At 70.0% G+C, this 12865-nt stretch carries 12 protein-coding genes; 4 read left to right on the forward strand and 8 right to left on the reverse strand.

Annotated features, from left to right (window positions below; genetic code table 11):
- Positions 1–14: 14 nt before the first annotated feature.
- Both trxB and trxA read left to right on the forward strand, forming a co-directional pair.
- On the forward strand, positions 15–947 hold the full coding sequence (gene trxB, locus ACFQBR_RS21735) for a thioredoxin-disulfide reductase (RefSeq protein WP_267947347.1): 933 nt from the start codon (positions 15–17) through the stop codon (positions 945–947).
- Positions 948–1030: 83 nt separating this feature from the next.
- A complete protein-coding gene (trxA, locus tag ACFQBR_RS21740) occupies positions 1031–1354 on the forward strand; it encodes a thioredoxin (protein WP_267947348.1) in 324 nt (107 codons plus the stop codon).
- Between the two features lie 241 nt (positions 1355–1595).
- On the opposite strand, the gene ACFQBR_RS21745 is transcribed toward trxA, so the two are convergent.
- The 8 genes from ACFQBR_RS21745 to rpmH all read right to left on the reverse strand — a co-directional run bounded on the left by ACFQBR_RS21745 (position 1596) and on the right by rpmH (position 7580).
- Positions 1596–2576 carry a ParB/RepB/Spo0J family partition protein gene (locus ACFQBR_RS21745; protein ID WP_267947349.1) on the reverse strand — a complete coding sequence of 327 codons (981 nt, stop codon included), beginning with the start codon at positions 2574–2576 and terminating at the stop codon, positions 1596–1598.
- Positions 2577–2662: 86 nt separating this feature from the next.
- Positions 2663–3487: a ParA family protein gene (locus ACFQBR_RS21750; RefSeq protein ID WP_267947350.1), complete on the reverse strand. Its 825-nt coding sequence runs from the start codon at positions 3485–3487 to the stop codon at positions 2663–2665.
- Positions 3488–3645: 158 nt separating this feature from the next.
- A complete protein-coding gene (rsmG, locus tag ACFQBR_RS21755; RefSeq protein ID WP_267947351.1) occupies positions 3646–4374 on the reverse strand; it encodes a 16S rRNA (guanine(527)-N(7))-methyltransferase RsmG in 729 nt (242 codons plus the stop codon).
- 561 nt (positions 4375–4935) lie between these two features.
- Positions 4936–5424, reverse strand: coding sequence for a Jag family protein (locus ACFQBR_RS21760; protein ID WP_267947352.1), 489 nt, complete (start codon positions 5422–5424; stop codon positions 4936–4938).
- Between the two features lie 143 nt (positions 5425–5567).
- Positions 5568–6512 carry a membrane protein insertase YidC gene (gene yidC, locus ACFQBR_RS21765; protein WP_267947353.1) on the reverse strand — a complete coding sequence of 315 codons (945 nt, stop codon included), beginning with the start codon at positions 6510–6512 and terminating at the stop codon, positions 5568–5570.
- A 28-nt stretch (positions 6513–6540) separates the two neighbouring features.
- Entirely contained in the window at positions 6541–6855 is a 315-nt protein-coding gene (gene yidD, locus ACFQBR_RS21770) for a membrane protein insertion efficiency factor YidD (protein WP_267947354.1), read from the reverse strand.
- Entirely contained in the window at positions 6852–7340 is a 489-nt protein-coding gene (gene rnpA, locus ACFQBR_RS21775; protein WP_267947355.1) for a ribonuclease P protein component, read from the reverse strand. Before rnpA ends, yidD begins: the two co-directional genes overlap by 4 nt.
- Positions 7341–7436: 96 nt before the next feature.
- Complete coding sequence (gene rpmH, locus ACFQBR_RS21780; protein WP_013155858.1) at positions 7437–7580, reverse strand: 50S ribosomal protein L34; 144 nt, start codon at positions 7578–7580, stop codon at positions 7437–7439.
- 778 nt (positions 7581–8358) lie between these two features.
- Between rpmH and dnaA the strand changes: the two genes are divergently transcribed.
- Together dnaA and dnaN are read left to right on the forward strand one after the other, a co-directional pair.
- A complete protein-coding gene (gene dnaA, locus ACFQBR_RS21785) occupies positions 8359–10503 on the forward strand; it encodes a chromosomal replication initiator protein DnaA (RefSeq protein WP_378554290.1) in 2145 nt (714 codons plus the stop codon).
- Between the two features lie 1188 nt (positions 10504–11691).
- Entirely contained in the window at positions 11692–12831 is a 1140-nt protein-coding gene (gene dnaN, locus ACFQBR_RS21790) for a DNA polymerase III subunit beta (RefSeq protein ID WP_267947356.1), read from the forward strand.
- The last annotated feature ends 34 nt before the right edge of the window (positions 12832–12865 follow it).

A 12865-nucleotide genomic window follows, 5' to 3' on the forward strand; every position in this document is an offset into this window, starting at 1 on the left:
AAGGGCCTACGAGCGTGAGTGACGTCCGCAATGTCATCATCATCGGTTCCGGACCGGCGGGTTACACCGCTGCCGTGTACGCCGCCCGAGCCGAGCTGCGCCCGCTGGTGTTCGAGGGTTCGATCACCGCCGGCGGCGCCCTCATGAACACGACCGAGGTCGAGAACTTCCCCGGCTTCCCCGACGGCATCATGGGGCCGGACCTCATGGACAACCTGCGCAAGCAGGCCGAGCGCTTCGGAGCCGAGCTGGTCCCCGAGGACGTCACCTCCGTGAACCTGGACAAGCCGGTCAAGGAGGTCGTCGCGGGCGGGGAGACCTTCCTCGCGCACACGGTCATCCTCGCCACCGGGTCCGGCTACCGCGAGCTGGGCGTGCCCGGCGAGAAGGAGCTCTCCGGCCGGGGCACCTCCTGGTGCGCCACCTGCGACGGCTTCTTCTTCCGCGAGCAGGACATCGCGGTGGTCGGCGGCGGCGACACCGCCATGGAGGAGGCCCTCTTCCTCACCCGCTTCGCCTCGTCGGTGACCGTCATCCACCGCCGCGAGGAGCTGCGCGCGAGCCGCATCATGGTCGAGCGCGCCGAGGCCAACGAGAAGATCCGCTTCCTCTGGAACTCCGAGGTCACCGAGGTGCTCGGCACGGAGCGCGTCACCGGCCTGCGGGTCCTGAACAACAAGTCCGGCGAGACGAGCACGCTCGACGTGACCGGCCTGTTCGTCGCCATCGGCCACGACCCTCGGGTCGAGCTGTTCGACAAGCAGATCGAGCTGGACGGGGAGGGCTACGTCAAGGTGGACTTCCCGTCCACGCGGACCACGCTGGAGGGCGTGTTCGCCTGCGGCGACGTCGTCGACCACCAGTACCGCCAGGCGATCACGGCCGCCGGCACCGGCTGCTCCGCCGCCCTGGACGCCGAGCGCTTCCTCGCGGCGCGGGGCAACTGACGCCTCCGCCCTCCCGCGGGCCCGCCCGAGAGGGCCCGCGTTCCTCCCCCTGCCATCCGCCACCAGGTGAACCAAGGAGAACCATGTCCACTGTCAAGCACGTCACGGACGCCAACTTCAAGGAAGAGGTCCTCGCCAGCGGCAAGCCCGTCCTGGTGGACTTCTGGGCCGACTGGTGCGGCCCGTGCAAGCAGATGGCCCCGGTCCTGGACAAGCTGGCGGCGGAGTACGGCGACAAGATCGAGATCGTCAAGCTCAACACCGACCAGAACCCCGAGACGCCGCGCGCCTACAACGTCATGTCGCTGCCGACGATGAACCTCTACAAGGACGGCGAGGTCGTCAAGCAGCTCATCGGCGCCAAGCCGAAGCGCGTCCTGGAGAAGGAGCTCGCCGACTTCCTGTAACGGGACGCGGGCGACACCAGAGGCGACGAGAGGCCCCCAGGTCCACCCTGGGGGCCTCTCGTGCGTCCTGGGTCCCGGGCAGGGGGAGCACCCCTCCCGGGGCCGCCACGACGACCTCCGGCGACTTCGCGCCCGCGGTGCGTGTTTCACGTGAAACACGCACCGCGGCCCCCGGAGTCCGGGCGGCGCGAAGGCGGTGTTTCACGTGAAACACCGCCTTCGACCACCACCCCGGGGACGCTCAGGAGTTCTGCGCGTCCATCTGCTCGATGATGCGGGCCAGATCCTCCGGTGTCGCGAACTCCACCACGATCTTGCCCTTCTTGCGGCCCATCTGGACCTTGACCGTGGTGTCGAAGCGGTCGGAGAGGCGCGTGGCCCACTCGTCCACCTGGGGCGGGGTGGCGATCCGCTCCGCGGCCCTCCGGGGCCGGTCGTCGTCCGGCGCCTCCCGGAGCGAGACCATCTCCTCCAGGGAGCGGACCGAGATCCCCTCCTGGACGACGCGGGCCGCGAGCCGGTCCTGGAGCTCGGGGTCCTCCAGCCCCAGCAGCGCCCGCGCGTGTCCGGCGCTGAGCACCCCGGCGGCCACACGCGTCTGCACCTTGCCGGGGAGGTTCAGCAGGCGCAGGGTGTTGGTGATGTGCGAGCGCGACTTGCCGACCTGGTGGGCCAGCTCCGCCTGGGTGGTGCCGAAGTCGTCCAGCATCTGCTGGTACGCGGCCGCCTCCTCCAGGGGGTTGAGCTGCTGCCGGTGGAGGTTCTCCAGGAGAGCCTCCCGGAGCAGTTCGTCGTCGTCCGTCCTGCGCACGATCGCCGGGATGCGCTCCAGCCCCGCGAGCTTGCTCGCCCGGAACCGCCGCTCCCCCATGATGAGCTCGAAGCCGACCTCCGCTCCGACCGGCAGCTTGCGCACGACCACCGGCTGGAGCAGGCCGACCTCGACGATCGACTCCCGCAGCTCCTCCAGCGCCTCGTCGTCGAAGTACTTCCGGGGCTGGCGGGGGTTGGGCCGTACGTCGGAGAGCTTGACCTCCTCCAGGTACGTGCCGTCCGGCATCTCGGCCGGGCCGGGCACCGCTGTCGTGTCACGCACCTCCACCGGCTCCGGCGCGGGCGGCGGTGCCGTCTCCCGCTCTCTCTCCGCCGGGGCGGGGGCGGGCGGCCCCTGCGGGATCAGCGCCCCCAGTCCCTTGCCCAGACCGCGCCGCTGCTGGCTCACCGGCAACTCCCTCCACACTCCTTGTGAACTTTCCGCCCGGCCCCACCGGTCGGGCGGAGACCGTGTTTCACGTGAAACATCCGGCGTCAGCCGGCGATCGCCCGCGCCCGGTGGGCGATCTCGCGAGCCGCCTCCAGGTAGGCCACCGCCCCGGTCGACGCCGGGTCGTAGGTCATCACCGACTGGCCGTAGCTCGGCGCCTCGGACACGCGCACGCTCCTGGGGATCAGGGTGTCCAGGACGGTCTCCTTGAAGTGCGAGCGCACCTCGTCGGCGACCTGCTGCGAGAGGCGGGTCCGGCCGTCGTACATCGTCAGCAGGATGGTGCTGACCGCCAGCCCCGGGTTGAGGTGGGACTGGACGAGCTCCACGTTGCGGAGCAGCTGCCCCAGACCCTCCAGGGCGTAGTACTCGCACTGGATCGGGATCATCACCTCGTCGCACGCCACCATCGCGTTGACCGTGAGGAGGCCGAGCGAGGGAGGGCAGTCGATGAGGATGTAGTCAAGGTCCGACGTGTCGTACGCGGCGAAGGCACGCTTGAGCCGGGCCTCGCGCGCGACGAGGGAGACCAGTTCGATCTCCGCTCCCGCCAGGTCGATGGTGGCCGGGGCGCACCACAGGTTCGGGATGTCCGGGACCGGCTGGGCCAGTTTGCGGATCTCCTCGTCCTCGACCAGGCAGTGGTAGATGGAGCGGGTCTGCGTGTCGCGCTCCATGCCGAGGGCCGTGGAGGCGTTGCCCTGGGGGTCGAGGTCGACCACGAGGACCCGCTGCCCGTGCATCGCCAGGGCCGCGGCGATGTTCACCGTCGTGGTCGTCTTGCCGACGCCGCCCTTCTGGTTGGCGACGCCGATCACCCGGCAGGCCGCCGGGCGGGGCCAGACCTCGTCGTGCCCGCGAACCGCCATGGCCGCGTGGGCCGCTCGGGCGAGGGGGGTGTCGGGGACGCCGTAGTTGGATCCGGCCGGTGTTTCACGTGAATCACCGAGCAGGTCTCCATAGGCGCCCGGGGATGTTTCACGTGAAACATCGGCGTTGTCGGCTGGATTCTGGGGCACGAATGAGTTCACCTCTTCCGTCCGCGCTTCTTCTTGCCGCCCCGCGCCTTCTGGGAACCTGCTGACGCGGGCGGACCACCGTCGGATGTCACCGTGACGCGAACGACCGTGGTAGCGGGATCGACTTTACCCCGCCCCACCCTGATCACATCGCTAACGCTCGGCCGCATTTGGGAAACGTCTTCGCGGCCGGCTGCCAGCTCGGCCTCCGCCTGCTCCCCCTTCAGGGCCAGCAGGCTGCCGCCCTTGCGCAGGAGCGGCAGGGCCCAGCCGGCGAGCCGGGGCAGGGGCGCGACGGCACGGGCCGTCACGAAGTCGGTCAGCAGCTGCCCGTGGGCCTCTTCCGCCCGCCCCCGGCGCACCACCACGTTGGACAGCTCCAGGATCTCGACCGCCTCGTCGAGGAAGACCGTCCGGCGCAGCAGCGGCTCCAGGAGGACCATGCGGATGTCGGGGCGCATCATTCCGAGCACCAGCCCCGGAAGGCCGGCGCCCGAGCCGATGTCCACGACCTCGGCGCCCTCGGGGATCAGCTCCTCCACGACGGCGCAGTTGATGAGGTGGCGTTCCCAGAGGCGGGGCACCTCCCGCGGGCCGATCAGACCGCGACGCACCCCGTCGTCGGCGAGTAGTTCGGCGTAGCGCCGCGCCTTCGGCAGGGAGTCACCGAAGACCGCCTCCGCCTGTGCTGGTGGGGCGGGTGGCGCGGCGCCGGGCTCCTCAACATCCGAGGTCATCGGTCACCACCTGTCGGAACTCGTCCATCGTCACTTCCATGCTCGGTCCGCCGCACCCGGGACTCCGCGCGCGGCGCGGCATCGGTCGGAGAGGGGGATGCGCGCTGCGGATCACGGTTCCGCGCGCGTGAGAAAAGATCCTTCATGATCCTACGTGCGGGCGGCACCAGGGTTTCACGTGACGCCCTTCCCGAGGGCGTGTCCGCAGTGTGCCCTCACTCTCCGAAAGCCTCCCTGGGGAGTGTTTCACGTGAAACGCTCCCCCACCCCGCTCTCTGTCCCGCAGCGTTTCACGTGAAACATCGACACGGCGACATGCCGACCCCGGCCCGTCGATGTGTCGACATACCCGCTCGCCCGACCGGGGCCCTCACGGTCACCCCCGGCGGTCCGGTACCGCGCAAGGCGGCCGGAGACCTCTCACGGCAGGCGCTCCGTCCCGGGGCGGCCTCTCCCGGGGCGTCCGCCCGCCGCACACGGGAGGCGGGCACAGGAGGCGGACACAGAGAAGGGGTGTCGGTGTTTCACGTGAAACACCGACACCCCCTGGGGATGATCGTCCTACGAGGCGGGATGCACCACGACGTAGCGGTTGGGCTCCTCGCCCTCCGACTCGCTGCGCAGGCCCGCAGCGGCCACCGCGTCGTGGACGACCTTGCGCTCGAACGGGGTCATCGGCTCCAGCGGGTGGATCTCGCCGGACTCCTTGACCTTGTCGGCGGCCTCGGTCCCGATCTGGAAGAGCACCTTGCGGCGGCCCTCGCGGTAGCCGCCGATGTCCAGCATCAGCCGGCTGCGCTCGCCCGTCGCCCGGTGGACGGCCAGACGGGTCAGCTCCTGGAGGGCCTCCAGCACCTCGCCGTCCTCACCGATCAGCTCGTCGAGGGTGGCCCCCACGACGGAGACCATCGCACGGTCGCCCTCGACGTCCATGTCGATGTCGCCGTCGAAGTCCCCGATGTCGAGGAGTCCCTCGATGTAGTCCGCGGCGATGTCGCCCTCGTTCTCCAGGGCCTCGACGTCGACTCCGGCCTCAGGCGCCTCAGCCACCGCTACTCCACCGTTCTCTTCCTCGCTACTGCCCACAGCGATCCCGTCTCCTCATCCATCACGCCCTGGCCGTCGTACGCCTCAGGGGCATTGTCGCCTGCGCACTCGAAAGTCCCCGCAACCGACGCGAAGCCGGGAGGCCCCTACTGGGAACCGCCACCGGAGCGCTTGGAGCGCGGCTGCTTCTTCGGCTGCTTGCGTTCGATCTTAGGCTGTTCCTTCGGCTCAGGAGCGGATTCGGCAGCCTTCTTTCGACCCAGCATGCCCTTGGCGGAACCGCTCGGGGAGGCGCCGCCCTTGGCCTTGTCGTCGGCCTGACCGGGAACGGGCTGGTTCCGGTAGAGGAAGTGCTGCTGGACCATCGTCCAGACGTTGGAGGTCACCCAGTAGACGAGCACGCCCACGGGCATCGCCAGACCGAAGAGCCCGAAGAGGGGCGCCATGTACATCATGATCTTCTGGGTCTGCATCATGGGGTTGTCAGGCATCTGCGAGATGCTGCGCTTCATGCTCTGACGCATCGTGAGGAAGGTCGTGGTCCCCATGACCACACAGGCGATCGCGATGATGACCTTGGCCATGATCGGGTCGGTGGCGCCGAGTGCCGTCAGCTCCTCGGGGGAGCTGTTGAACTGCGCGGCGACCGGGGCCGCGAAGATCAGCGCCTGGCGCGCGCTCTCCACCAGCTCCGGCGTGAAGTTGTACTGGGCGTTGCCCTCGGCGACGCTCCGCAGGACGCTGAAGAGCGCGAAGAAGACCGGCATCTGCAGGAGGAGCGGGAGGCAACCCATGATCGGGTTGGTGCCGCTCTCCTGGTACAGCTTCATGGACTCCTGCTGGAGCCGCTGCTGGTCGTGCTTGTAGCGCTCCCGCAGCTTCATGATCTTCGGCTGGATGTCCTGCATCTTCCGCTGCGTGTTCATCTGCTTGACGAACAGCGGGACGAGCAGGAGCCGCATGAGCACGGTGAGCAGCACGATGGACAGGCCCCAGGCCCAACCGCTGTCTGTGTCGAGGCCGACGAAGGTCAGACCCGCGTGGATCTGGACCAAGATCCAGCCGACGATGTTGTAAAGCCAGTCCAGCACCGGCCAACTCCTATTTGCTTCGGTTCAGCTACTGGTCCCCGGAAGCGGTTCCGGCGTGACCGGCCTCGCCCGTAGACTCCTCGGACTCCTCGTTCCGGCGCCCCCTGGGCGGCGGAACCGGATCAAGACCCCCCGGGTTGAAGGGGTGGCAACGGCCGATACGCCTGATCGCCAACCACGACCCGTAGAGGGCTCCGTGCACCCGCAGCGCCTGGACGGCGTACGTGCTGCACGAAGGGTAGAAACGGCAGACCGGGGGGAAGAGCGGGCTGATGAAGCGTTGGTAGCCCCGGATGGGCAGGATCAGCACACGCGCGAACGCCGTCGGTCTGTGCTCGGTCATCGGCTCGCCCACCGTTCTCCGCCCTCGTCCGGGCGGCGGTTCCCCGCTGTTTCGCTCTTCGCCTGATCCGCCTCGGGCGGCCGGGTTCCCCCGCGACCGCGCCGGCGACGCGACGACGATCCGCGGGGGCGCACCACCGCGGCGATCGCGCTGTCGAGTTGCGCGGCCAGGTCCTCCTGCCGCAGGGAGGCGGCGGCGGGCTTGGCACGCACTACCAGCAGGCTACCGTTTGGCAGAACAGCCAAGAGGGGCCGCATGGCATGGCGCAGCCGACGCTGGACGCGCTTGCGCACCACCGCTCCCCCGACCGCCTTGCTGACGACGAAGCCGACGCGCGGCGGGTCCGCGGGAACCGCCGGGTCGGCGGTTCCGGGCGCGGGTGCGAGGTAGACGACGCCCACGGCGTCGCGCGACGAGCGCCTGCCGGAGCGCATGACGGAGGCGAACTCGGCACTGTGGCGCATCCGGTTCCTCGGCGACAGCATCCGCGCTCCTCCGGTGTCGGGACTTCTCCCCACGAAAAAGGGACCGGCCGGCGAGAAGGCCGGACCGGTCCCTGAGAACTTGGGGCTGAGCGTGGCCTAGTGGCTCACGGTCAGCGCCGCGCGCCCCTTGCGGCGCCGCGAGGCGATGATGGCGCGACCGGCGCGCGTACGCATGCGCAGCCGGAAGCCGTGGACCTTCGCGCGACGCCGGTTGTTCGGCTGGTACGTACGCTTGCTCACTACTGGCTCCAGGGGCGTGTCAGGAAAGTACTACGACGGACCCCCAGGATATGCGGGGTCCCAGGGTGCATGAACCGCAGCCGCGCAACCGTGACGACACGTGCGCAGGCAGGATGGTCGGCATAAGCATAAAGAAGATACGACCTGGTGTGGTCGCGGTCAAATCAGACCCGTCCGCGGCGGCGCCGGCCCGGCCTCCGGGGCCGCCCGGACCCCGGGCCCCTCCGGCACCGGGACCCACCAGCCTGTGGACAACTTGTTGTCCACAGGTCCGTGCGACTTCCACGTCCGCCCACTTCTGTGGATAACCTCAGCCTGTGGATAACTTCTGACGCCACCGCCCCGCTCCACGCCCGGCCCACGAGCCATCCCGCCTACACATGCACTGACCTGCGAATTGTGGACAACTCCGCACTGTGCACAGAGATCTGCCATCCTGTGGATAAACCTGTGGACAACTTGTGGACAACGCCCTGGATCTGTGGATACCCCGCCGCGCCCGCATGCGAGGCCGATCTCGGGCAGTGAGGTTATCCACAGGACCAAACCGCACCGAAACGCCCACCTGGCCGAGTTCCCCTGCCCCGGCACTGCCCCGGGGGGAGGACAATGGGAAGCCGCTCCCCGAGGCCTCCGGCTCCCGCGGCGCATGACCGACGACACTCCGCGGGCTCCCCGTCCCCCGTCCCCTCCTGCTCCACCCGCAACGCACTGATCCGCACCGAAGGGACAGCACCCATGGCAGGTCACCTTGGCTGACGCACAGGTCAACCTCGCAATGGTCTGGTCCAGCGTGTTGGACGGGATCGACAACGACTCCCTGCCAGCGCACCAGAGGGCATGGCTGCCGCAGACCCGGCCACTGGGCCTGATCGAGGACACCGCGCTGATCGCGGCGCCCAACGAGTTCACCAAGAAGGTGCTGGAGACGCGCCTCTACCCCGCCATCAGCAAGGCGCTCTCCGCCCACCTGGGACGGGAGATCCGGGTCGCGGTGACGGTCGACCCGACCGCCGTGCCGACCCCGCCCCCCACCCCCGCGCCGTCGGCCTCCTACGGCCCCTCGGCCACGCGGGGCGCGGAGGCCGACCGCGGGCACACCTTCTCCCCCGGCACGCCCGGCGTCGCCTCGGCCGGGCCGTCCTCGCCGACGGCCCCCGCCACCCCCCACGGCCCGACCCCGCAGTCGCGGGCCGGCGCCCGGGGCCAGCACGCGCGCCCGGCCCCGTCGCAGGAGGACAGGCTCCCGGGAAGCGGGGGCGCCCCATCCGGACACGCCCGGGAGGACGCCGCCGCGGGAGCGGGCGCCCACCACGCGCCGCCGACGGCCCGACGGCAGTGGCCCTCCGGACCGTCGGGGGAGGCCGGACACGCCGACCTGCTCGGTCCCACCCCTTCCCCGGACGCCTACGCCGCGGACGGCGGTCCCGTCCCCCCGGCCGGCCGCATGACCGGCCAGGCGGACCCGCACGCGGGCCCCGGCCCCGCCCCGGACGGCCAGGACCCGTCGGCGTACGCGGCCCGCGACGTCCCGGCGCCCTGGGTCCAGCAGACGTTCGCCACACCGCAGGAGACCCCGACCTCCCCCCTGTGGGAGCAGCCCTCCGCCCGGGAGGGCCGACGGGAACCGGAGTCGTGGCAGCAGCAGAGCTGGAGCGGGCCCGGCTGGGACCAGCCCAACCGCTGGGAGACCCCGCGGGGCCCGGCCGCCGGCTCCGAGCAGTTCGCGGCCGGGGACCGGCGGCCCGAGGAGGAGCCGGACGAGGCCTCCCGGGACCAGGACCCGGCCCCCGAGCCCCCGCCCGAGCCCGTCCGGGCGTCGCCGAGGCCCTCCGCGCCCTCCCCCGCCCCGCCGCCGGGGCGCTCGCCGGAGGTACCCCCCGGCGAGCACGCGCGACTGAACCCCAAGTACACGTTCGACACCTTCGTCATAGGCTCCAGCAACCGCTTCGCGCACGCGGCGTCGGTCGCGGCGGCCGAGGCGCCCGCCAAGGCGTACAACCCGCTGTTCATCCACGGCGGCTCCGGCCTGGGCAAGACGCACCTGCTGCACGCCATCGGGCACTACACGCACCGCCTCTACGAGGGTTCGCGTGTGCGCTACGTCAGCTCCGAGGAGTTCACCAACGAGTTCATCAACTCGATCCGGGACGGCAAGGCGGACGGGTTCCGCCGTCGCTACCGGGACATCGACGTCCTCCTGGTGGACGACATCCAGTTCCTGGAGAACAAGGAGCAGACGCAGGAGGAGTTCTTCCACACCTTCAACACGCTGCACAACTCCGACAAGCAGATCGTCATCTCCAGCGACCGGCCGCCCAAGCAGCTGACCACGCTGGAGGACCGCATGCGCAGCCGGTTCGAGTGGGGCCTGCTCACCGACGTCCAGCCGCCCGAGCTGGAGACGAGGATCGCGATCCTGCGCAAGAAGGCCGCGCAGGAGGGGCTGGCGGCCCCGCCGGAGGTCCTGGAGTTCATCGCCAGCAAGATCTCCACCAACATCCGCGAACTGGAGGGCGCGCTGATCCGCGTGACCGCCTTCGCGAGCCTCAACCGGCAGTCGGTCGACCTCGACCTCACCAGCCAGGTGCTGCGCGACCTGGTCCCCAGCACGGAGGTCCCGGAGGTCACGGCCGGGGCGATCATGTCCCAGACGGCCGCGTACTTCGGCCTGACGGTCGAGGACCTGTGCGGGACGTCGCGTTCCCGGGTCCTGGTGACCGCCAGGCAGATCGCCATGTACCTGTGCCGGGAGCTGACCGATCTGTCGCTGCCCAAGATCGGTCAGCAGTTCGGGCGCGACCACACCACGGTCATGCACGCCGACCGCAAGGTCCGCGCGCTGATGGCCGAGCGCAGGTCGATCTACAACCAGGTGCACGAGCTCACCAGCCGCATCAAGGACCAGCCCTCGCTGCCCTGATCCCGCTCCCGACCGTGGAGGGGCCCGCCGACCGGCGGGCCCCTCCACGGTTCCCGCCCCTGTCCGTACGGGGCCGCCCCTGTCCCGCTCCCGTGCGGCCCCGGCGGGCGCCCGGGGGGCGGACGGCTCCCCCTCACGCTCCCGCACGGACCGGGCGGGACCGCGCCCCGGCTCCTGCGGACATGTCGTCCCGTCGACGGGGCGACATGGCGACTTGTCGTCCGCGGACGCCCCGCCCGCCGCCTCCCCCGGAGTTATCCACAGGCCTGTGGGGACGAACGCCCCGCCTTGTCGGGGTTCACGGCCCCTGCGCGGGGCCGCCGCGGTCCGTCCGCGACACTCTTCGTTTCGCCTGGTTCCGGGGTCGGCGCCCCCGCTGTTGCCCTCCCCACACCGGCGTCCGCGGACGTCTGGCGACGCTCCGCCCCTGTTCACGCCACATGGCGGAGGCAGGCCCTGTGGAAAAACCTGTGCACAGACTCTTTGTCCGCGTTCGGGTGGTCTGTGGAGGGTGTCGGAAAAAAACTTTGGCGGATTCTCGCGGAAGTTATCCACAGGAGAGGGTCGAAATCTGTGGACAACCCTGTGGACAAGCTGTGGACAACCGCGTCGAAGCTGTGGGTAACCCACCCCTTCTCTGTGGACGCCGAAGCCGACCCCTTCCCGTCCACACCCCGCCCCACTGTGGACAAGCTGGGGAAAACCTGTGGACGAACCTGTGGACGCGGTGTGGACAACCCGAGGGGCCCCTCGGTTGTCCACAAGGGGCCCGACTTACGCACAGGGTTACACACAGGACCTGTGGACAAAAATTCGCAGTCTGACCTGCGACAATGATGGTTATCCACACTATCCACAGGCCCTACTACTACGGCGCACCTTCATTAACCCAAGAGTGGCTTCACAACAGCTTCGCGGAAAATCTGTGGACAAAGCCCCGAGACGACAGCGACGACAGACCGGTGCCGAGCTGTCAGCGGCAGGGGAGGAATCCGGGTAACGTGTGGTCTCGCCCCTGTCCTCCGCCGCCCACATCCGAGCGGTGGCCCCTACGGGATCCGAGCCGGCTCCCAGGCGCTGTCCACAGCCCTGTCGACGGAGTACTCCGGCAGACCCACAGACACCCCACGAGCTGCAACGTTGAGGCTTCGACCGGTACTGCCGGTCGTGCGGAAAGTGAGTCGGAAAGTGAAGTTCCGGGTCGAACGCGACGTCCTGGCCGAGGCAGTCGCCTGGACCGCGCGCACACTGCCGACGCGCCCCTCGGTGCCGGTCCTGGTCGGCATCCTGCTGGAGGCCGGCGAGTTCGAGGGCCGGCAGCAGCTGCGCCTGTCCGGCTTCGACTACGAGGTGTCCACCCAGGCGGCGGTCGACGTCGAGGTCGAGGAGCCCGGCCAGGTCCTGGTCACCGGCAAGCTCCTCGCCGAGATCACCCGCAACCTCCCTCCCCAGGCTGTGCAGGTCGCCACCGACGGCTCCAAGGTCGTCGTCACCGGCGGCAGCGCGAAGTTCACGCTGAACACCATGCCGGTCGAGGACTACCCCACGCTCCCGGAGATGCCCGGTGTGAGCGGGACCATCGGCAGCGACGCCTTCGCCGCCGCCGTCAGCCAGGTGGCCGTGGCCGCCGGGCGCGACGACACCCTGCCGATGCTCACCGGCGTCCGCGTCGAGATCGAGGGCGAGACGATCACGCTCGCCTCCACCGACCGCTACCGCCTGGCCGTGCGCGAGCTGACCTGGAAGCCCGAGAACCCCGACCTCTCCGCGGTCGCGCTGGTCCCCGCCAAGACGCTCCACGACACCGCCAAGTCGCTGACCTCCGGCGCCGAGATCTCCATCGCGCTCGCCAGCAGCGACTCCGGCGAGGGCATGATCGGCTTCGAGGGCGGCGGCCGCCGCACCACCACGCGCCTGCTCGACGGCGAGTTCCCCAAGTACCGGGCACTCCTGCCGGACACGTTCAACTCGGTCGCCGAGGTGGGGCGCGCCGAGTTCGTCGAGGCGGTCAAGCGCGTCTCGCTCGTCGCCGAGCGCAACACCCCGCTGCGACTCTCCTTCACCCAGGGCCAGCTGGTCCTGGAGGCCGGTACCGGCGAGGAGGCCCAGGCGGTCGAGGTCCTGGAGGCCGATCTGGACGGCGACGACATCCAGATCGCCTTCAACTCCGGGTTCCTGCTGGACGGGCTCGGCGCCATCGGCACCGACGTCGCCCGCATGAACTTCACCACCTCGACCAAGCCGTCGATCCTCACCGGGAAGCCGGCGGAGGAGGGCTCGGCCCCCGAGTACCGCTACCTGATCATGCCGGTGCGCCAGCCCGGCTGATCCGGACAGGTTCGATTGACTGGCGTCCGCCGGA

Source organism: Nocardiopsis tropica, assembly GCF_042660575.1.
In the GTDB taxonomy this organism is placed as follows: domain Bacteria; phylum Actinomycetota; class Actinomycetes; order Streptosporangiales; family Streptosporangiaceae; genus Nocardiopsis; species Nocardiopsis tropica.